We start from the raw sequence: 20,722 nt of genomic DNA, 5'->3' as shown, positions 1-20,722 counted from the left end.
GTTCTTTTGCGCGGGCGGGGGGCTTGGGGCGGGCTTCTTCGCCGTGGGCGTCTGTTCGCCTCTTCGCCGTGGGGGTGCCGCGTCGTGGGCGGGGACTGGTTCGTTGTGGTTTCTCGCGCAGTTCCCCGCGCCCCTGGAAGGGGACTGCGGCCCTTCCAGGGGCGCGGGGTGGGGAAAACCCCCGCATGGAGACGCCGACTTGCTCCATGTTCCCGGGGGTCGGGGGCGAGCACTGTGGGAGTACGACATCCGAAGTGCGGGACTAGTAGAAACGGGCGACGGTGATGGCCACGGAGTACGGGCACGGTTACGGGAGTTGGGGCGGGGTCGACGGGGAGCGGCGGCATCGGGTGCCGGCGGGGCTGCGGGCGCCGTTCGAGGCGCGCAGCTGGCGCGAGTTCGGGTATGTGCTGCTGGGCCTGCCGATCGGGATCCTGCTGTTCACGTACGCCGTGACGATGCTGTCGCTCGGCGCGGGGCTGCTGATCACCTTCCTCGGGATACCGGTGCTGGCGGCGGGGCTGGCCGGGTGCCGGGGGTTCGGCTCGTTGGAGCGGGCGCGGGCGCGGGCGCTGCTCGGGGTGGACGTGGACCGGCCCGAGCCGTTGCGGATGAAGGGGCACGGGGCGATGGCGTGGATGGGCGCCATGCTGCGTAGTGGGTCTTCCTGGCGGCATCTGCTGTACGCCGTCGTGCAGTTCCCCTGGTCCGTGTTCTCGTTCGTGGTGGCGGTGAACTTCTGGGCGTACGGCTGGGCGCTGCTGACGTATCCGCTGTGGTTCTGGGTCTTCCCCGTGTGGGCCGGACAGGACGGGTTGCAGCTGTACGGCGACGAGACGCACGCCGTGTACCTCAACAACCCGTTCGAGGTGACCGTGACCGCGCTGGTGGGGCTGCTCTTCACGATGGCCACGCCGTGGATCGTGCGGGCGCTGACGATGGTCGACCGGGTGATGGTGACCGGGCTGCTCGGGCCGTCGCGGCTGGGGGCGCGGGTGGTGGAGCTGGAGTCGGACCGGGGGGTCGTGGTCGACGCCGCCGCGGCTGATCTGCGGCGGATCGAGCGCGATCTGCACGACGGGGCGCAGGCGCGGCTGGTCGCGCTGGCCATGGATCTGGGGCTGGCGAAGGAGAAGCTGACGGAGGACCCGCGAGCTGCGGCGGTGATGGTGGACTCCGCGCACGGGGAAGTGAAGACGGCGTTGCAGGAGCTGCGGGATCTGGCGCGGGGCATCCATCCGGCCGTGCTGACCGACCGCGGGCTCGACGCGGCGCTGTCGGCCGTCGCCTCGCGGTGCGCGGTGCCCGTGGTGGTGGAGGTGGACCTGCCCACGCGGCCGGCGCCGGCGATAGAAGGCATCGCGTACTTCACGGTGTCCGAGCTGCTGCAGAACGTGAGCAAGCACGCCGGGGCCTCACGGGCGACCGTGGATGTGTGGAAGGTGGAGGACCGGCTGATGCTCCAGGTCATCGACGACGGGGTGGGCGGCGCCGACACGAGGGGTGGCTCCGGGCTCGCGGGGCTCGCCGAGCGGATCGGCGCGGTCGACGGCATCCTGGTCGTCGACTCGCCGACCGGGGGGCCGACCCGGGTGACGGCGGAGCTGCCCTGGCGGGCGGCGACGTGAGGACGGTGCCTGCGACGGCGAGGGCGAGGGCGACGGCCTGAGGGCGGCTGCGGCCTGCGAGGGCCGCATGAGGAGCGCCTGAGGGGGGCACGGTCCGTGGATGATCGTCTGAAAGCAGACGACGGCGGTCTCGGAGCGGCGCGCGGCCGGCAGGGCCGTACCGACGATGTCTTGGCGAGCGCGTCCAGGGATTCCCGCCCCTGGGCGCGCTTCCGCAGTCCCGCCTCCGGCCGTGTGCCCGGCGATCCCCGTCCCAGGGCGCCCCCGGCCGTGGCCCGGCGATCCAGGCCCCGGGGCGCCACCGGCGGCCACCGCCCCTCCGCCCGCGCCCCGCCCTTCTCCGCTCCCCCCACCCCTGACAACCCCAGGCGCCCCTTCGACCGGCGCACCCCCGCCGCGTGTCCCCTGCTCACCAGGCAGACGGCGACAACCAGCCACTCCACAGGCCGTTCCTGCCCCCATTGTCTCGTCGGCCCTGCGCCTTGGCGTCGTGATGCTGGATGCTGGTGCCTGTTGTACGGGTCGGACCGAAAACGGTGGACGGCCGGGGGCGGGCGCGGGTGTCGTGGGGGGACGAGGCGTGGAGGACAGGGTGCGTGTGGTCATCGCCGAGGATTCGGTGCTGTTGAGGGAAGGGCTGACGCGGCTGTTGACCGACCGGGGGCACGACGTCGTGGCGGGGGTCGGGGACGGGGACGCTCTGATCAAGACGATCACGGAGTTCGCGGCGCAGGGGGATCTGCCGGACGTGGTCGTGGCGGACGTACGGATGCCGCCGACACATACCGATGAGGGCGTGCGGGCGGCCGTACAGCTGCGGAAACAGCATCCGGAGCTGGGGGTGCTCGTGCTGTCGCAGTACGTGGAGGAGCGGTACGCCACCGAGCTGCTCGCGGGGTCCAGTCACGGCGTCGGGTATCTGCTGAAGGACCGGGTAGCCGAAGTGCGTGAGTTCGTGGACGCGGTGGTGCGGGTGGCGCGGGGAGGTACGGCGCTGGACCCGGAGGTGGTCGCGCAGCTGCTCGGGCGGAGCCGGAAGCAGGACGTGCTCGCGGGACTCACCCCGCGTGAGCGCGAGGTGCTGGGGCTGATGGCGGAGGGGCGGACGAACTCGGCGATCGCGCGGCAGCTGGTCGTGAGCGACGGGGCCGTCGAGAAGCACGTCAGCAATATCTTTCTGAAGCTCGGACTGTCCCCGAGCGACGGGGACCACCGGCGGGTTCTGGCGGTGCTCACCTATCTGAATTCGTGATCGTCTGACACTGTGTCAGTAAATGGCTCGGCTCGCGGTTCGGTAAGTGCCGGTCAGTCCGTCAACCTCCACCCGACCCCGACCCCGACCGACCCGCCCGCCCCGACCGACCCGCCCGGGCGCGCCCGACCCCGCCCGGCCGAGAACCGTCGACCGGCGGCGAGCGTCCCCAATGGAAGCGGCAGGGGCGGGTAAATCGTGACAAGTCAGGGTGACCGGCAGTCTCAAAACAGCGTCCATCAGGCGAAAGGTCGAGGGAAGGCCACCCTCGCCGACGTAGGGTTGGTCTTGGGAGGGCCGGCGGGACGGCCGTTCCCGAACAGCCGCCTCAAGGGAGGTCAAGTTCAGTGACCAGCCAGGTCAGCAGCCCAGAGGAGCAGGCCGGCGAGGCCGTCCTGGGAGAACTGAGGGAACAGCGCAAACCGGCGGGGACGAAGGACGTCCGCCGGCTGGACCGGGTGATCATTCGGTTCGCGGGCGACTCCGGTGACGGTATGCAGCTCACCGGTGACCGCTTCACCTCCGAGACCGCGTCCTTCGGCAACGACCTCTCCACCTTGCCGAACTTCCCCGCCGAGATCCGCGCCCCCGCCGGCACCCTGCCGGGTGTGTCCAGCTTCCAGTTGCACTTCGCCGATCACGACATCCTCACTCCGGGTGACGCACCGAACGTCCTGGTCGCCATGAACCCGGCCGCGCTGAAGGCGAACATCGGCGACGTACCGCGCGGCGCGGAGATCATCGTCAACACGGACGAGTTCACCAAACGGGCGATGCAGAAGGTCGGCTACACGACCAGTCCGCTGGAGGACGGCTCGCTGGACGGATACAGCGTCCACCCGGTGCCGCTGACCACCCTCACCGTCGAGGCCCTCAAGGAATTCGACCTCACCCGCAAGGAGGCCGAGCGCAGCAAGAACATGTTCGCCCTCGGCCTGTTGTCCTGGATGTACCACCGGCCGACCGAGGGCACGGAGAAGTTCCTGGCCGGCAAGTTCGCCAAGAAGCCCCACATCGCGGCGGCCAATATCGCCGCCTTCCGCGCCGGGTGGAACTTCGGTGAGACGACCGAGGATTTCGCCGTCAGTTACGAGGTCGCGCCGGCCGCGACCGCCTTCCCCGTCGGCACCTACCGGAACATCTCCGGGAACCTGGCGCTGTCGTACGGGCTGATCGCGGCCTCCCGGCAGGCGGACCTGCCGCTCTACCTGGGCTCCTACCCGATCACCCCGGCCTCGGACATCCTGCACGAGCTGAGCAAGCACAAGAACTTCGGCGTACGGACCTTCCAGGCCGAGGACGAGATCGCGGGCATCGGGGCCGCGCTGGGGGCCGCTTTCGGCGGTTCCCTGGCGGTCACGACGACCTCCGGTCCCGGGGTGGCGCTCAAGTCGGAGACCATCGGGCTCGCCGTCTCGCTCGAACTGCCGCTCCTCGTCATCGACATCCAGCGCGGCGGGCCCTCCACCGGGCTGCCGACCAAGACCGAGCAGGCCGATCTGCTCCAGGCGATGTACGGGCGCAACGGCGAGGCCCCGGTGCCGGTCCTCGCGCCGCGCACACCGGCCGACTGCTTCGACGCGGCCATCGAGGCGGCCCGGATCGCGCTGACGTACCGCACACCGGTGTTCCTGCTGTCGGACGGCTACCTGGCCAACGGCAGCGAGCCGTGGCGCATCCCCGAACCCGACGAACTCCCCGACCTCACCGTGCAGTTCGCCCAGGGACCCAACCACACCCTCGACGACGGCACCGAAGCCTTCTGGCCGTACAAGCGCGACCCGCGGACCCTGGCCCGCCCGTGGGCCATCCCGGGCACGCCGGGGCTGGAGCACCGGATCGGCGGCATCGAGAAGCAGGACGGCACCGGCAACATCTCCTACGACCCCGCCAACCACGACTTCATGGTGCGCACCCGGCAGGCGAAGATCGACGGGATCGACGTGCCGGACGTCGAGGCCGACGATCCGCACCAGGCACGCACACTCGTGCTGGGCTGGGGATCGACCTACGGCCCGATCACAGCGGCGGTACGGCGGCTGCGGACGGCCGGGGAGTCCATCGCCCAGGCCCATCTGCGGCATCTCAACCCCTTCCCGCGGAATCTCGGGGCGCTGCTGAGGCGTTACGACAAGGTGGTGGTCCCCGAGATGAACCTCGGGCAGCTCGCCATGCTGATCCGGGCGAAATACCTGGTCGACGCCCACTCCTACAACCAGGTGAACGGCATGCCGTTCAAGGCGGAGCAGCTCGCCACCGCTCTCAAGGAGGCCATCGATGGCTGAGAGGTCCACCAAAGACGCGACGACGGGCGGTGGGATCGAGGCGCTCTCCCTCGTGCCCAAGGCCGAGGCCAGGCAGTCGATGAAGGACTTCAAATCCGACCAGGAAGTGCGCTGGTGCCCCGGCTGCGGTGACTACGCGATCCTCGCCGCCGTACAGGGCTTCATGCCCGAACTCGGCCTGGCCAAGGAGAACATCGTCTTCGTCTCCGGCATCGGCTGCTCGTCCCGCTTCCCGTACTACATGGACACCTACGGGATGCACTCCATCCACGGGCGGGCACCGGCGATCGCGACCGGGCTCGCCACCTCGCGGCGTGATCTGTCCGTCTGGGTCGTCACCGGTGACGGCGACGCGCTGTCCATCGGCGGCAACCATCTGATCCACGCCCTGCGCCGCAACGTGAACCTGAAGATCCTCCTCTTCAACAACCGGATCTACGGTCTGACGAAGGGGCAGTACAGCCCGACGTCCGAGATCGGGAAGATCACCAAGTCGACACCGATGGGGTCACTGGACGCGCCCTTCAACCCCGTGTCGCTGGCGATCGGGGCGGAGGCGTCGTTCGTGGCGCGGACCGTCGACTCCGACCGCAAGCATCTGACCGAGGTGCTCCGGCAGGCCGCCGCCCATCCGGGCACGGCGCTCGTCGAGATCTACCAGAACTGCAACATCTTCAACGACGGCGCCTTCGAGGTCATCAAGGACCGGCAGCAGGCGGAGGAGGCCGTGATCCGGCTGGAGCACGGCGAGCAGATCCGGTTCGGCACGGACCGCACGCGCGGGGTCGTACGCGACGAGGCGACCGGTGATCTGAAGGTGGTCACCGTCACCCCGGAGAACGAGTCCCGGATCCTGGTCCACGACGCGCACTCCGCGTCCCCGACCACGGCGTTCGCGCTCTCCCGGCTCGCCGACCCCGACACCCTCCACCACACGCCCATCGGTGTCTTCCGGTCCGTCGAACGGCCCGTCTACGACACCCAGATGGCCGACCAACTCGACACCGCCATCGAGCAGTTCGGCAAGGGCGACCTGTCGACACTGCTGGCGGGCGGGGACACCTGGACGGTCGTCGGATGAGCACGGCCGACACCGACCACGGTCGTCGGATGAGTACGGCCGACACCACGATCGTCGGCTGAGTACGGCCGCTTCTCGGGCCCGGGTCTGATTCAGGCCCGGGCCTCGTCGTACGCCTGCCGTGCCTTCTGTACGTCGTCCATGCGGTCCTCGGTCCAGGTCGCCAGGGCGCGCACCTGCTCGGCGGCCTCGCGGCCGAGGTCGGTGAGGGAGTAGTCGACGCGGGGCGGGATCACGGGCTTGGCGTCGCGGTGGACGAGGCCGTCGCGCTCCAGGGTCTGGAGGGTCTGCGTGAGCATCTTCTCGCTGACGCGGCCGATGGCCCGGCGCAGCTCACTGAAGCGATACGGCCGCTCCAGCAGCTCGATCAGGACGAGGACGCCCCAGCGGCTGGTGACGTGCTCAAGGACGAGGCGGTAGGGGCACATCCCCTCGCCGTCCATGTCGTACTTGCCCACGGGCTGCGCCGACCGGGTCGCCGCCCGCGCTGCCGGGTTCGTCTTCTCGCTTACGGCCATGCCAGTACCTTACTTCAAAGTGGGTACTTTCGCAGAGTTAGCGCACCCCCTAGGGTTAGTGACGCACCCGCCCCCTGGAGGAGTTTTCATCATGAGCATCGTCGTCACCGGAGCGACCGGAAACCTCGGCAAGTTCGTCGTCGAGGGGCTGCTGGAGAAGGTTCCGGCCGAGCAGATCACGGCCGTCGTCCGCAGCGAGGAGAAGGGCGCCGGGTTCGCGGCGCGCGGCGTGAAGATCGCCGTCGCCGACTACAACAGCCCCGAGACCTTCGACGGCTTGTTCGCCGCCGGTGACAAGGTGCTGCTGATCTCCGGCAGCGAGATCGGCAACGACCGTGTGGGCCAGCACCAGGTCGTGATCGACGCCGCCAAGGCGGCCGGGGTCGCGCTTCTCGCGTACACCAGCGCGCCGGGCAGCCTGACGGCCGCGCTCGCGAACGACCACCGCGGCACCGAGGAGGCGCTGCTCGCCTCCGGTCTGACGTACACCCTGCTGCGCAACGGCTGGTACAACGAGAACTACACCGAGCAGCTCGCCCCGGTGCTGGAGTACAACGCCGTCACCCACGCCGCCGGTGAGGGCCGGGTCTCCTCCGCGGCCCGCGCGGACTACGCGGCCGCCGCGGTCGCCGTGCTGGCCGGCGAGGGTCACGAGAACAAGACGTACGAGCTCGGCGGCGACGTCGCCTGGAGCTTCGCCGAGTACGCGGCCGAGCTGAGCGAGCAGACCGGCAAGGAGATAGCGAACAACGCCGTCCCCGTCGAGGCCCTCACCGGCATCCTGACCGGTGCCGGGCTCCCCGAGCCGCTCGCCGCGATCCTCGCGGGCGTCGACGCGTCCATCGAGAAGGGCGAGCTGGTCGTCGCCTCCGGCGACCTGTCCCGCCTCATCGGCCGCCCGACCACGCCGATCTCGGACTCGATCGCGGTGGCACTGAAGGCGTGACCGGCCCGAGCTGAACCCCTGAACCCCTGAGCGCCGGGGCCGCGCGCGCCCCGGCCATGGACCCCGAACTCCCCCTCGGGTGTCGACCCCCGGCTGTCATGACCGTATCTCGATACGGGTATGACAGCCGGGGGTGTTCGGCGTTACCTTCGGGAGGACGTTCGGGAGGTCTTTCAGGAGGACGTTCGGGAGGTCTTTCGTGAGGACTCTCGTGAGGTTTGAGGGTTTGGGGGGTCGCGGCGGCGCGGCCGGGTGAGATGGAGGGGCCGTGGCGGCGCAGTCGAGGGGCGAACACCGGACAGGGCTGCTGAACGGCTTCGCGGCGTACGGGATGTGGGGACTCGTCCCGCTCTTCTGGCCCCTGCTGAAGCCCTCCGGCGCGGTGGAGATACTCGCCCACCGCATGGTCTGGTCCCTCGCGGTCGTCGGTCTCGCGCTCCTGGTGCTGCGGCGCTGGTCCTGGGCCGGTGAACTGCTGCGGCAGCCGCGCAGGCTCGGGCTGATCACGGTCGCGGCGGCGGTGATCACCGTCAACTGGGGCGTGTACATCTGGGCCGTGAACAACGAGCAGGTCGTCGAGGCCTCCCTCGGGTACTTCATCAACCCGCTCGTCACCATCGCCATCGGTGTCCTGCTGCTGAAGGAACGGCTGCGGCCCGTCCAGTGGACGGCGGTCGGCGTCGGCTTCGCGGCCGTCCTCGTCCTGACGATCGGCTACGGGCGACCGCCGTGGATCTCCCTCTGCCTCGCCTTCTCCTTCGCCACGTACGGGCTGGTGAAGAAGAAGGTCAACCTGGGCGGTGTCGAGTCGCTCGCCGCGGAGACCGCGATCCAGTTCCTGCCCGCGCTGGGGTATCTGCTGTGGCTGGGGTCGCGCGGGGACGCCACCTTCGGCCCGGAGGGGACGGGGCACGCCCTGCTCCTCGCGGCGACCGGGCTGGTGACCGCACTGCCGCTGGTCTGCTTCGGGGCGGCCGCGATCCGGGTGCCGCTGTCCACGCTGGGGCTGCTGCAGTATCTGGCGCCGGTGTTCCAGTTCCTGCTGGGTGTCCTGTACTTCGGTGAGGCCATGCCGCCCGAGCGGTGGGCGGGCTTCGCGCTGGTGTGGCTGGCGTTGTCCCTGCTGACGTGGGACGCCCTGCGGACGGCACGGGTGGCGCGGGGGCGGCTGGAGGAGTTGGCGGCCGCCACCGACACCTCCGATACACGAACACCCCTGACCAAATAGCGCTCTTGACGAAGAGTCAGTCCCGCCAGCACCATCCAGGCACCTCATTCACTGTGGACTCGCCATGGGCCGGCCAACAGCCACCCATGAGGTCCCCCTGGAATCCGGAGCCCCCACATGAAGCTCTCCGTTCCACGCCCGAAGGTCTCCGCCCGTAGACCGGGGCGGGCCGCCGTCACCGCCGTCGTCACGGCGGCCGCGCTCCTCACCACCGGATCGATGGCCGGGGCGGCCCCCGCCGCCCCGGACACCGCCGCGTCGCCCGTGGAGGTGGCCGCCGCCCCCGACCTGCCGGTGGCGAACGTCAAGGCGCACCTCACCCAGTTCCAGTCCATCGCCGCGGCGAACGGCGGCAACCGGGCGCACGGCCGCGCCGGCTACACCGCGTCCCTGAACTACGTGAAGGGCAAGCTCGACGCGGCCGGGTTCACCACGACCACACAGTCCTTCACGTCCGGCGGCCGGACCGGTTACAACCTGATCGCGGACTGGCCCGGCGGCGACATGAACCAGGTTGTCATGGCCGGTTCACATCTGGACAGCGTCTCCTCGGGGCCCGGCATCAACGACAACGGCACGGGTTCCGCCGCCGTGCTGGAGGCCGCGCTGGCCGTGTCCCGCGCGAACTACCAGCCCACGAAGCATCTGCGGTTCGCGTGGTGGGGCGCGGAGGAGCTGGGCCTCGTCGGCTCGCGCTACTACGTCAACAACCTGTCGACCGCGAACCGGGCCCGCATCAGCGGCTACCTCAACTTCGACATGATCGGCTCGCCGAACCCCGGGTACTTCGTCTACGACGACGACCCGGCCATCGAGCAGACCTTCAAGGACTACTTCACGGGGATCGGCGTCGCCACGGAGATCGAGACCGAGGGCGACGGCCGTTCCGACCACGCGCCCTTCAAGAGCGCCGGCGTCCCCGTCGGCGGCCTCTTCACCGGCGCGAGCCGCACCAAGACGGCAGCGCAGGTCGCCAAGTGGGGCGGCACGTCCGGCCAGGCCTTCGACCGCTGCTACCACTCCTCCTGCGACACCACGTCCAACATCAACGACACGGCGCTGGACCGGAACGGGGACGCGCTGGCGTACGCGGTGTGGGAGTTGTCGGAGTAGGGGCTGCGCGCCTCGCGCCTCGCGCCTCGTAGGTGCATATGCGTTTCCGGGGTCGGCCGACGGAGTGGTGCGCGGCCGGCCCCGGGTGCGTGGTGGGGAGAGGGACAGGGGCCGGTTGGTTACCGCGAAGGCCGGTGGACGGGTGCGCCGGTGGACGGTGGGCGGGCTGCCGCGGCGGCGTGTCGCTTCGTGAGGGCGTGGGCGTGCGCCGGGGTCACGCTCGTCGAGCGGAGGCGGGACGCGACCGGTGTGGGCATCCGGGTGCCGCGGGCGAGGTCGGCGGTCACTCCGGAGCGGAGGGCGCCGAGCCGGGCCAGTTGGCGTTGCTGTTGCTCCGGGGTGAGCGAGGCGATGTCGACGTTCAGGGCGGCCCGTACGGCCGCCGGGTGCGTCGGGATCGGGGACGCGCCCTTCGCGGGGGCGCGGGAGGGGTCCAGTCCGGCGGAACGGAGTGCTGCCGCGCGGGCGCTGCGGAGGGCCTCTTCGGGCGGACGGCGGTGGGGGGTGCGGGGGCTGCCGGTGCCGCGCTGTCGGGGGTGGGTCGCGCGCGCCGATTGGTCGAGGGGGCGCCAACTCATGGTGCCGGTGAGCTCGTTGAAGGTGACTTCGACTCGGGGGCGGGGGGTGGTGTGTTCGGGGGACGGGGGGCCTGGGGAGCGGCGGCGGGCCACGTCGGCGCGGCTGTCGCCGCCGATCCTGTCGTGGCCGTTCAACCGCGCGTCCCGACCGGCCTGGTTGACCTGGTTGACCTGGTTGACCTGGTTGACCTGGCCGGCCTGGTTGCCGAGGCCAGACCGGATCCGCTCGTTGTCCCGGGCGGCGCCGCTGTCACCGGGGGTCCGGTGGGGGTTACTGGCCATGGGCGTAAGGGGCACCGTCGAGGGCACGGGCACGTTCGGTGAGGCGGATCATGCGGGTGCGGGCCTTTTCGAGTTGTTCCACGTCGTCGGCGGCGGGGCCGGCGTCGGCGGCGAGTTCGGTCCAGACGGCGATCAGGTCCCTGCCCAGGTGCAGGCCCTGAAGCGGGTCGCGGACCGCGCGCCAGGCCGCCGCCGCGCTCTGGATGTTGCCGTATGCGGCACGCTGGTCGCGCAGGCGGTGGCGGAGGCCGGCCAGGTCGAGGGACAGGTGGAACGACCTGAGCGCGTCACCGGCCAAGTAGGCGATGTAAGCGGTCAGTTCGCGGAGCCTCAGCACCTCGGGGTGTTGCGGGCCGAGCGTCGCCGTCGCCTGGGCGACCGTCTGCTCGGCCATCTCCGCGGCCTCCTGGATCCGGCCCAGTTTCACCGCCTCGTTGATCCGCGACACGGACTCCGCGAACGGTGACGCCGCACCGCCGTCCTCCTCCGCCGTGTCCAGCACCGCCTCGGCCACCGCGTCGAACTCCCGCACGGGCGCGGGCTTCGGCGCGCTGTCCTCCTCCAGCACCTTCCACTCGGGAGCGGAGTAGGCGTCGGTGGCGGACTCCTCCGGAGGGGCGAGGGCCGGGGGTACGGGTTCAGGGGTGGGGGCGGGCGTGTGGATCGGCGCCGGGGCCGGTGTCGGAGGCCAGGGCTGGGGCTCCAGCGTGGCGGGTCCCGGCACCGGCGTCGAGTCCGACGGGTGCACCGGGGCGGGGGCGGGAGAAGGGGACGGCTCGGGCGTCGGCTCCGGGGTGGGGTCGTTGGCCGGTGCCGGGGGCCACGTCTGCGGGTTCGGGAAGACGTGCTTCGACTCCGACTCCGACTCCGGGGAAGCCACCGCGTCCGACAAGTGGGCCGGGGCCGCGTTCTGGCTCGGGTGCCACGGCTGGGGTTCCAGGGAGGCGGGCCGCGCCTCCGGAGCCGGTCCGGCGTCCGGAGCGTGGGCAGACTCCCGCGCCGGGGCCGCGTTCTGGCTCGGGGGCCAGGGCTGCGGCTCCAGGGAGGCGGGGGCCGAGCGTGGTGTGTTCGAGGGGGGTTGGTCCGGGTGCCAGGTCTGTGGGGTCGTCGGGGCCGGGGGCGGAGGCAGTTCGGGGTCCGTGGCCGGGCCGAACTCGCCCGTCGGGGGTGAGACCGTACCGGCGGTCGGAGCCGCGTCCCGAGTGGGCTCGGGTGTGGGGGGCTTGCCGTCCGGGTCCACCGGGGTGCCCGGCAGGGTCAACGGGAGGCCCGGTGTGCGGGGCGGCTGCGCGAGCGGCCCGTCCTTCGGTTCCGGCACCGCCCGCAGCACGAACGTCGACGGCGCGACACCACCGGCCGCCGACTCCGACGCCTGCCCCTTCTTCTCCTTCGCCGCCGTGAGCGGCATCGTCCGGGGCTCACGCTTCGTCGCCGGGGCCACCGGGGCCTGCTCCGGCTCCGCCTCGGGGGCGGCCGACTCCGACGTGTGCGTGGGTACAGGCGCGGGCGCGGGCTTCGCCGCCGACAGCGGAAGCGTGCTGGGCTCCCGCCGCGGCCGCTCGGGCGCCGACGCCGAAGCGCCCGGCTCCGCCGAGAGCGCCGACTCCTCCGCCGCCAACCGCATCGTGCTGGGCTCCCGTCCCGGCTGCGCCGCCGCATGCGACTCGGGCCGCGCCTGGACCTGCGGCGGTACGTCCTGCTGAGCCTGCGGCTGCGGCTGCGGCTGCGGTTGCGGCTGGCGCTCGGGCTGTACCGACGACGGCTCCGGCTGAGCCTGCCACTGCGGCTGAGCCTGTGCCTGGGCCCGCACCGGAAGTTCAGCCCCTGCCGCCGCCGACTCCGGTACCGCACGCAGTACATGCGTCGACCTGTCACGGCGTGGGGCCTGAGCGGTTGTCGGCGGCTGGGGCGGCTCCGGTGCCGCCCACTGGGTCGCCCCCTCGCCGGGGTGTGCCGCCTCCGCCGTACCCGACCGCTCAGCCACAGGCGCAGCCGCAGCAGCGTGCGCACCCGCACCCGGAGCGGCATGTCCACCCGCCGCAGCCCCAGCCCCAGCCCCACGGCCTCCCTCGCCCCCCGGCACCCCCACGAACCCCCTCGGCTCCCCCACCCGCACCGGCTCCCCGGTGTAGTGGCTGGAGCCGTCGATGTGGACCTGGAGGGGGACGACGTAGCCGATGCGCTCGTCGTGGATGGTGGCGAGAATGGGGTGGCCGGTGGCGAGGGCGAGACGGTGGAGGTAGTCGAGGGCGGCGGTCTGGAGGGACGCCCCGGCGGCCGGGGGTACCCGCATGCCGCCGACCGTCGCGTCGCCCCCGGCGGAGACCCGTACGTCGATCGGGGTCAGTCCGGCCGGCGCACGCCCCGCGCGCTTGAGTTCCCGCTTCTGTTCGCGGCTGAGTCGAGTCATCGTTCCCTCACTCGGGTCGGGCAGAAGGAGAAGGAGAAGAAGATGCAGCGGATGTAGCGGCGGCGTCGGACGTGGACTCCGGCGCCGACACCGCTGCCTCCACCGTACGCACCTCGTCCACCCGCCACGGCTCGCCCTTGCCCGGGCGAACCAGCTTCACGTACACCGTGGCCTGGGGACCGGTCCCCGTCCAGCCGTCGCGGCCGTACGCCTCGCCGTCGACGAAGAGGGCACGGTAGGCGTCCCGCGCCGAGTCGGAGGGGGCGTCGCCGTCGTCGTCGAGTTCCACGTCGACGGTGGTCCAAGCCTGATGCGCGGCCCAGGAGTTCCACTGCTCGCCCGCGCCGCTCGCGGGGCGGTACGAGCGCTCGGCCTTCGCCTTCTCGGCGGTGAACCAGCGCGCCGAGCGCAGTACGGCGTCGTGCGGGCTCGAGTCGTACTTCGTGTCGTAGCCGTACGCCACCTCGACCCAGGCCTGGGCGACGGCGGTCGCGTCGGTGTCGTCGACGCCGGTGGGGCTCGGGACGTGCGCGTCCGGGCCGAGCGGTTTGCCGGACGGCAGCGGTGCCTTGGGGGCGACCGACGGTTCGGCCGAGGACGTGCTGCCGCCCGCCGTCTCGCGGTGGTCCTCCAGGCCGCACGCGGTGAGGACCGCCACACCGGTCACCGTCGCGAGCACGGCCACGCCCGCCCTGCCGAGCCTGCCGAGGCCACCCGTCCCGTACCGTCCGCCGCGCTCGTCACGCCCCCCGCGCCCTCCGCGCGCGCCGCGCATCGCGTTCACCCCCATCTCCCTCCTCACCTCAGTGTCCTTCCCTTCCGATCGCGTCATCCACGCCGGCCGTGTTCTCCGCGCCATCCGCCGCGTCGCCGTCGCCCACCTCGTCACTACAGCCCCAACCACGGTGCCGGATCGACGTACTTGTCGTTCTGCATCACCTCGAAGTGGAGGTGTGCGCCCGTCGAGTAGCCCGTCGAGCCGACCGGGCCGACGCGTTGACCGACCTTCACCTTGTCGCCGGCCTTGACGTTGAGTCCGGACAGCATGTGGTTGTACGTCGTGGAGACGCGGTCGCCGTTGATGGTGCCGTGGGAGATGACGACGCGGTTGCCGTATCCGTTGGTCCAGCCGGCGAAGGTGACCTCGCCGTCGCGGGCGGCGAGGACCGACGTACCGGCGGCCGCGCCGAAGTCGATGCCGGTGTGGAGTTTGCGGACGCCGAGCGTGGGGTGCATGCGCCAGCCGTACGGGGAGGTCACGGGCGGGTTGCCGGACAGCGGCATCGCCATCTGCCTGCCCTCGGGGAGCTTGCCGGGCGGGTCGTCCACCGACTCGTACTTGGCGATGAGGGACTTGATGCGGGCGACGTAGTTCTGGGTCTCGGTGTAGGGCGGGATGCCGCCGTACTTCTGCACGGCGCCCGGACCCGCGTTGTACGCCGCGAGCGCCAGGTCGAGGGTCTCGCCGGTCGCCTGGCCGCTGTCCTTGTAGCCCTGGACCTGCTTGGCGAGGGCGCAGTCGTAACGGCCCTGGGCCATGATCGCGTCACCGGGGTCGTACGGGGATATCCGGCCGTTGCCGTCGTCGTCCTTGCCCCAGGTCACCCAGGTGCCGGGCATGAACTGGCTCAACCCCTCCGCCCCCACCGGGGACTTGGCGTTCGGGTTCCAGCCCGACTCGGCCTCGATCTGCGCGGCGATCACGGCCGGCTTGATGACGTCGCACATGTTGCCCGCCTTGAGGACCCACGGCACGTACGCCGCCGGTACCTGGCCCGTCTTGAGGCCACCTCCGACGCCCTGTTCCTCCGCATCGGCCTCGCCGCCCCCGCTCACCGCGACCATCATGACCACCGGCATCATCACGGCCGCCACGCAGCCGCCGACGACCCAGCTCGTGACGGACCCACCCCCGTTGGACATCTGCTCCCCTCAGCGTCGAAGTCCAGTCATGTTCCTGCCACTTGAGTCCAGCCAGACGAGTCTCGCCGCTCACCCCTGCTCCGTGCGTCACCAGCGCGTCACAGGCTCGTCGCAGGAACTCACGCCCCGATTCCCAAGCCGCCCGTACGCCATGAAGATCGGGGGTGAGCGCCGCACCGGGATCGGACCCGGCGGCGAGCACCACGCCGGGTGCGAGGGACCCGACGGGCTCAGGAAGACTGCTGGGCCGACAGGCTCAGGAAGACTGCCGGCCCGACGGGCTCAGGGAGACTGCTGTGATCAGCGGCGGAAACGGGGAGTGGTGGAGAGCGGTGATGCGGTGATGCAGCCAGGAACGGGACAGGCGGCGGCCGGGCCGGAGATCTGGCTGCGTGGGCCGGTCGTGGAACCGGAAGCGCGGCCACAGGACCCGCCGCCCCAGACGGCCGCGAGCCCACGGCGGTTCTCCTGGGTCGCCACGCACGGCGGTGCCGGGTCCACCACCCTCGCGAGGGTCTTCGGCGGTCATGACGCGGGCCGCAACTGGCCGCGCCCCGAACACGGCGAACCGTCGTCGGTGCTCCTGGTGGGGCGTACGCACGCCGCCGGGCTCGACGCGGTCTCGCACACCCTGGACATCTTCCGGCGGGGCGACGCGCCGCCGGGGCTCGACCTCGACGCGATCGTGCTGGTCGCGGACGCGCCCGGCCGGCTGCCCCGGCAGCTCGTGCAACGCGTCAAGGTGATCGGTTCCGTGATCGACGTCTATCGCGTGCCCTGGGTGCCCGCCTGGCGCACCGGCGACCTCACCGGCCCGCCGCCGAAGGAGAGCGCGGCGCTGGCCCGTCTGACCGGGAGGACCCCATGAGCGACACCCTGTACGCCGCCGCGACGACCCTGGCCGGGCCTCCCGCGGTGGTCACCAACGAGCTGAACTACGTCCTGAACATCCTCGCCTGGCTGGTCACCGCGGCCGGTGTGTGCGGGCTGCTGATCGTCGGCTCGCGGATGGCGGTCTCCCTCAGGTCCGGGGAGGGCGACGAGCATCTCAGCCAGTTCGCGATGGTCATGGGAGCCTGCGTCATCGGCGCGACGGCGGGGCCGATTGTGGGGTTCGTGCTGTAGGGACACCGTAAGCAGGACAGGGCGACGGCCCGCCGGTCACTCGTGAACCGGCGGGCCGTTGTCATATGCGAACCGCCCCAGGGTCGTCCACCGGTGCGAGCCCTCCGCTTCACCACAGGTCCCGGCCTCTCCGACGGCACGTCACTGTCCCGGACATGACGAGAACTTCCCGTCTGTCACGAGCACGTCACCGACAGGTGCTGGATCACTACATCGCTTGGCTTCGACTCACAGGAGTCGCCAAGCTCACAGAGCGACCGGGAACCCGGGCATGTCACACCGGTCCCGAATGCATCCCGATGTCCCATCCGCTCACATCCGCTCACATCAGTTGACGTCAGCCCGCTCGCTCATGGCGGGCCGGCCGAGACGACGGGGAGAAACCACATGCTGAACGCGATAGTCGCCAAGGCACACCAGTCCATCTACCTGGCCGACGGCACGGTCCCCAACCCGAACCGGGACGCCCCGGCCGAACTCACCGGCAAGGTCGACACCGTGCTCGGCATCGTCGCCTGGGCCGGCACCGCCGCGGGCGTCGCGGGCGTGCTGATCACCGGCGCCATGATGGCGATCTCCATGCGCCGCGGCGAGGGCTCGGAGCACATGGGCCGCCTCGGCATGGTCCTCGGCGGCTGTGTCCTGGTCGCCACCGCCGGCCCGCTCGTGAACTTCGTCTTCTAGCCGTCCGAGCACGTCGAAAGGGGGAGCGACGATGCTGAACTCCGGCCGGGCCCAAGGGGGCAGCGGGGAGTGGGAGCAGCCGTTCTGGCAGCAGCGGGGCTGGGTCCTGTCGGCCGGGTTCCTGGCGGTGCTGCTCGTCCTCGCGGTCCTCTTCGCGGTGACGGGCGAGGACAGCGAGGGGTCCGCCGGCTCGTCCGGCGACCCGAGCCCGGCGCCGACCTCGACGTCGGACTCCGGTGACGGCGACGGCAACGGCAACGGCAACGGCGGTTCGGACGCCCGACCCGCCGGCTGCCGCACCGACGACAGCGACCAGGCCAAGCCCACCGAGGCGCCGCGCGACTTCCACTGGAAGGCCAACGGCACCGGTCTGGTCCCGGTCTCCAAGGCGGCGGGCCCGCTCAAGTACGACGGACCGGTGTGGTCCTGCTTCTCCCACACCCCACTGGGGGCCGTCATGGCGGCCCACTCCATCACCGACCATCTCAGCTACGACGGCTGGCGCAAGGTCGTCAACAAGCAGGTCGTGCCGGGCGCGGGCCGCGACGCGCTGATCGCGAGCCGCTCCCAGGAGGCCGACAAGTCCACCACGGGCTCGCCGGACGCCGGTGGCTACGCCGGCTTCACGGTCCTGTCGTACGACGAGACGCAGGCGACCGTGATGGTCCTGGTGCGCGGCATGGGCGACGGCGGCTTCGGCTCCGCCTCGGTGACCGTGCGGTGGCAGGACGGCGACTGGAAACTCGCCCCCGACCCGGACGGCACGGTCTACAGCGGTGTGTCGCAGGTCAGCGGCACCGACGGCTTCGTCACCTGGGAGGCGTGAGATGGCCTGCTCCTGGAAGCTCTACGACTGCGTCATCGAAGAGGGCGGCAAGCAGTTCACCGAGGGTGCCGTGGTCGTCTTCGCCAAGGCGATCGGCGACGGCGCGGCGGAGGTGCTCAAGTCGCTGAACGGCGTCTGGCTGAGCGTCGACGTGCAGGACCCGGCGGGAAACGGCGGCGGCCACGGCCAGGCGGCCGCAGCCAGTCCCATCGGCCAGATCACCGCCGAGGTCAACTGGATCGTCGCCTATGTGGCGGTGGCCTCGTTGCTGCTCGCCGCGATCCGCATGGCGGTGGACCGCAAGGGCCAGCCCATGAAGCAGGCGTTCATGGGGATGTGGAAGGTCATCCTCGTCGGCGCGGCCTCCGTCCCCGTGGTCACGGCCCTGATGGCGGCATCGGACGCGTACGCCAAGGACGTGTACGCGCGATCCGACCTCGGTGACAACGCCGCCACGATGCTGGGTGTACTGAGTCTCAACCAGCCGGGCCTGGTGCTCATCTTCGGTCTGCTGGTGATGCTGTCGAGCTTCGTGCAGATCGTGCTGATGTACATCCGCATCGGTGTCCTGATCATGCTGGTCGGCACGCTGCCGCTGGCCGCCGCCTCCTCGATGACCGGGTGGGGCGAGGGCTGGTGGAAGAAGCACATCGGCTGGCTCGCGGCCTGGCTGCTGTACAAGCCGGCCGCGGCCCTGATCATCTACTCGGCCACCGCGATGACCAAGGACACCAAGAACCTGAACTCGGTCATCGCCGGCATGGGCATGCTGATCATGGCGGTGTTCGCCCTGCCCGCCCTCCTCAAGCTGATCGTCCCGGCCACGGCCGCCCTCGGCGGCACCTCCGGCGGCACGGTCGCGCTCAACGCCGCCAACAACATCGCCTCCGGCGCGGTCAGCATCGCGAGCGGTTCCGGAGGGGGCGGTGGAGGCGGCGGTGGAGGCGGCGGCGGCTCCGCGGGCCCCCAGGGCTCGCCCTCCTCGGGCGCGGGTTCCTCGGCGGGCGGTGCCGGTGGCGCCGGCGCGGCGGCCGGCACAGCCGCTGCGGGCGCGGCCACGGCGGGCGCGGCCGTCGCGGTCCAGGCCGCCGCGGTCGTCGTACAGACCGGCATGCAGGCGGCGTCCGAGGTCGCGGGCTCCCTCGACGACAACGACGGGATGAAGGGCCACAACCAGTAGGACGGGCCCGCGCCCGCGCCCCGGGCCCCGCGCCCGCCCGGGGCGCGGGACCCGCAGGAGCAACCACGACGAACCCGCGGCCGCCGGACCGCAGAACCCTTCGAGCTCGTAGGCACTCACCACCCAGCGACCTCAGCCGGAAGAAGGAACCCCCATGTCCACCGACGCCCTCACGCGTCCCACCTACGGAAACTGGCGCCGCCCCCGCCGCCCCGGCCTCGGCCCGCTGGGCCTCCTCGGCACCGTCGTAGCCTTCGGCGGACTCCTGGTCGCACTGCTCGCCTCGCTGGTCTCGCTGATGGCCGCGATCCTCGTCCTCATCCCCCTCGGCCTCTTCCTCGCCCCGCTCGCGCTGCGCACGGTGGACGGCCGCAACATCTACCAGGTGGTCGCGGTGCGTATCGGTTGGCTCAGGCGCAAGGCGAACGGCTCGACCACGTACGTCTCAGGCCCGCTCTCCAAGCGGCCCGGCGGCCACTACCACCCGCCGGGGCTGCTGGCCCGCACCAAGATGTACGAGGGCCGGGACGCCTACAACCGCGCCTTCGGGGTGCTGCACCACCCCGGCCGCAACCTCTGCACGGTGGTCCTGGCCTGCGAGCCGGACGGCGGTTCGCTGGTCGACCCCGAGCAGGTCGACATCTGGGTGGCGTCCTGGGGCGACTGGCTCGCCCGGCTCTCGCACGAGCCCGGCCTGCGCGGCGCCCAGGTCGTCGTCGAGACCGCGCCGGACACCGGGACGCGGCTGGCCGCCGAGGTCCTGCCGCGCATCTCGCCGGACGCCCCGGCCGCCGCCCGCGCGGTGATGGAGGAGGTCGTCGCGCGCTACCCGTCCGCCTCCTCGGAGATGCACACGTACATCGCCCTGACCTACGGCCCCACCGGCGGCCCCAAGCGGGACGTCGAGGACGTCATCACCGACCTGTCCATGCGGCTGCCCGGGCTGCTGTCGGGCCTGGTCGCGGCCGGCGGCGGCTCCGCGTACCCGCTGTCCGCCGAGCGGCTCGCGGAGGTCGTACGAGTGGCGTACGACCCGGCCATCGGCCCCGATGTGCTGAGCGCGCGGGCCGAGGACTCGACCACCGGGCTTCAGTGGGCGGACGCGGGCCCGGCGGCCGCGGTCGAGTCGGTGCAGGCGTACAAGCACGACTCGGGTGTCTCACGGACGTGGATGCTGACGCTGGCGCCGCGCGGCACGGTCCGGTCGAGTGTGCTGCGGGGCCTGCTGGAGCCCGCGACGGGCACCCGCCGCAAGCGGGTCTCGCTGCTCTACCGCCCGATCGACCCGGCGACCTCCGCCCGCATCGTGGAGGCCGACCGTCGTGCCGCGCACTTCATGGCGGGCTCGAAGCGGGGGCTGGTCCAGGCGCGGGCCAGTTCCGAGATGCAGGCGGCGGAGCAGACGGCGGCCGAGGAGGCGGCGGGTGCCGGGCTCGTGGAGTTCTCGCTGATGGTGACGGTCACCGTGGACAGCGAGGAGCAACTGGCGGACGCTGCGATCACCGTACGCAACCTCCAGGCGTCCTCCCGCATCCTGATGCGCCCCGCCGACCGTATGCAGGCCTCCGCGTTCACCTGCACGCTCCCCGTCGGCCTGCTGCCGTGGGAGCACACCCTCGTTCCGTACCAGATCAGGGAGGCGCTGTGAGCAAGCGCGCTGCTG

At 71.5% G+C, this 20,722-nt stretch carries 18 protein-coding genes; 13 read left to right on the top strand and 5 right to left on the bottom strand.

All coding sequences use genetic code 11. The features are described 5' to 3' along the window. The first annotated feature begins 284 nt into the window (after positions 1 to 284). From JIX55_RS30955 to JIX55_RS30940, 4 genes are all read left to right on the top strand, one after another. A complete protein-coding gene (locus JIX55_RS30955) occupies positions 285 to 1,628 on the top strand; it encodes a sensor histidine kinase (protein WP_257566527.1) in 1,344 nt (447 codons plus the stop codon). A gap of 592 nt (positions 1,629 to 2,220) precedes the next feature. Further along, on the top strand, positions 2,221 to 2,880 hold the full coding sequence (locus JIX55_RS30950) for a response regulator transcription factor (protein WP_306820047.1): 660 nt from the start codon (positions 2,221 to 2,223) through the stop codon (positions 2,878 to 2,880). 347 nt (positions 2,881 to 3,227) lie between these two features. Next, positions 3,228 to 5,165: a 2-oxoacid:acceptor oxidoreductase subunit alpha gene (locus JIX55_RS30945; RefSeq protein WP_257566525.1), complete on the top strand. Its 1,938-nt coding sequence runs from the start codon at positions 3,228 to 3,230 to the stop codon at positions 5,163 to 5,165. After that, a complete protein-coding gene (locus JIX55_RS30940; protein WP_257566524.1) occupies positions 5,158 to 6,246 on the top strand; it encodes a 2-oxoacid:ferredoxin oxidoreductase subunit beta in 1,089 nt (362 codons plus the stop codon). Before JIX55_RS30945 ends, JIX55_RS30940 begins: the two co-directional genes overlap by 8 nt. Positions 6,247 to 6,338: 92 nt before the next feature. Here JIX55_RS30940 and JIX55_RS30935 read toward each other — a convergent pair whose 3' ends face one another. Continuing rightward, entirely contained in the window at positions 6,339 to 6,689 is a 351-nt protein-coding gene (locus JIX55_RS30935) for a winged helix-turn-helix transcriptional regulator (protein WP_257569542.1), read from the bottom strand. Between the two features lie 166 nt (positions 6,690 to 6,855). Here JIX55_RS30935 and JIX55_RS30930 point away from each other — a divergent pair, with 166 nt between their 5' ends. The 3 genes from JIX55_RS30930 to JIX55_RS30920 all read left to right on the top strand — a co-directional run bounded on the left by JIX55_RS30930 (position 6,856) and on the right by JIX55_RS30920 (position 10,051). Next, positions 6,856 to 7,710: an SDR family oxidoreductase gene (locus tag JIX55_RS30930; RefSeq protein WP_257566523.1), complete on the top strand. Its 855-nt coding sequence runs from the start codon at positions 6,856 to 6,858 to the stop codon at positions 7,708 to 7,710. Between the two features lie 268 nt (positions 7,711 to 7,978). Then, entirely contained in the window at positions 7,979 to 8,938 is a 960-nt protein-coding gene (gene rarD / locus JIX55_RS30925; protein WP_257566522.1) for an EamA family transporter RarD, read from the top strand. A 117-nt stretch (positions 8,939 to 9,055) separates the two neighbouring features. Continuing rightward, entirely contained in the window at positions 9,056 to 10,051 is a 996-nt protein-coding gene (locus JIX55_RS30920; RefSeq protein ID WP_257566521.1) for a M28 family metallopeptidase, read from the top strand. Positions 10,052 to 10,170: 119 nt separating this feature from the next. Here JIX55_RS30920 and JIX55_RS30915 read toward each other — a convergent pair whose 3' ends face one another. The 4 genes from JIX55_RS30915 to JIX55_RS30900 form a co-directional block, all read right to left on the bottom strand. After that, positions 10,171 to 10,911, bottom strand: coding sequence for a hypothetical protein (locus JIX55_RS30915; protein WP_257566520.1), 741 nt, complete (start codon positions 10,909 to 10,911; stop codon positions 10,171 to 10,173). After that, on the bottom strand, positions 10,901 to 13,321 hold the full coding sequence (locus JIX55_RS30910) for a tetratricopeptide repeat protein (protein ID WP_257566519.1): 2,421 nt from the start codon (positions 13,319 to 13,321) through the stop codon (positions 10,901 to 10,903). The genes JIX55_RS30915 and JIX55_RS30910 overlap by 11 nt, the downstream gene beginning before the upstream one ends. A gap of 7 nt (positions 13,322 to 13,328) precedes the next feature. After that, positions 13,329 to 14,111 carry a hypothetical protein gene (locus JIX55_RS30905; RefSeq protein WP_257569541.1) on the bottom strand — a complete coding sequence of 261 codons (783 nt, stop codon included), beginning with the start codon at positions 14,109 to 14,111 and terminating at the stop codon, positions 13,329 to 13,331. A gap of 98 nt (positions 14,112 to 14,209) precedes the next feature. Next, positions 14,210 to 15,244 (bottom strand): peptidoglycan DD-metalloendopeptidase family protein, encoded by a 1,035-nt coding sequence (locus JIX55_RS30900; protein ID WP_257566518.1) that lies wholly within the window; start codon positions 15,242 to 15,244, stop codon positions 14,210 to 14,212. A 343-nt stretch (positions 15,245 to 15,587) separates the two neighbouring features. On the opposite strand from JIX55_RS30900, the gene JIX55_RS30895 reads away from it, so the two are divergent. The 6 genes from JIX55_RS30895 to JIX55_RS30870 all read left to right on the top strand — a co-directional run bounded on the left by JIX55_RS30895 (position 15,588) and on the right by JIX55_RS30870 (position 20,707). Continuing rightward, a complete protein-coding gene (locus JIX55_RS30895) occupies positions 15,588 to 16,112 on the top strand; it encodes a DUF6668 family protein (protein WP_257566517.1) in 525 nt (174 codons plus the stop codon). Beyond that, positions 16,109 to 16,369 carry a hypothetical protein gene (locus tag JIX55_RS30890; RefSeq protein ID WP_257566516.1) on the top strand — a complete coding sequence of 87 codons (261 nt, stop codon included), beginning with the start codon at positions 16,109 to 16,111 and terminating at the stop codon, positions 16,367 to 16,369. The genes JIX55_RS30895 and JIX55_RS30890 overlap by 4 nt, the downstream gene beginning before the upstream one ends. Before the next feature lie 387 nt (positions 16,370 to 16,756). Continuing rightward, on the top strand, positions 16,757 to 17,053 hold the full coding sequence (locus JIX55_RS30885) for a hypothetical protein (protein WP_257566515.1): 297 nt from the start codon (positions 16,757 to 16,759) through the stop codon (positions 17,051 to 17,053). 31 nt (positions 17,054 to 17,084) lie between these two features. After that, positions 17,085 to 17,879 carry a hypothetical protein gene (locus JIX55_RS30880; protein ID WP_257566514.1) on the top strand — a complete coding sequence of 265 codons (795 nt, stop codon included), beginning with the start codon at positions 17,085 to 17,087 and terminating at the stop codon, positions 17,877 to 17,879. 1 nt (position 17,880) lies between these two features. Continuing rightward, entirely contained in the window at positions 17,881 to 19,059 is a 1,179-nt protein-coding gene (locus tag JIX55_RS30875) for a hypothetical protein (RefSeq protein WP_257566513.1), read from the top strand. A gap of 154 nt (positions 19,060 to 19,213) precedes the next feature. Next, entirely contained in the window at positions 19,214 to 20,707 is a 1,494-nt protein-coding gene (locus JIX55_RS30870; RefSeq protein WP_257566512.1) for an SCO6880 family protein, read from the top strand. The last annotated feature ends 15 nt before the right edge of the window (positions 20,708 to 20,722 follow it).

Source organism: Streptomyces sp. DSM 40750 (genome assembly GCF_024612035.1).
Taxonomy (GTDB): Bacteria; Actinomycetota; Actinomycetes; order Streptomycetales; family Streptomycetaceae; genus Streptomyces.
This window is presented reverse-complemented; position numbering and strand designations above follow the sequence as displayed.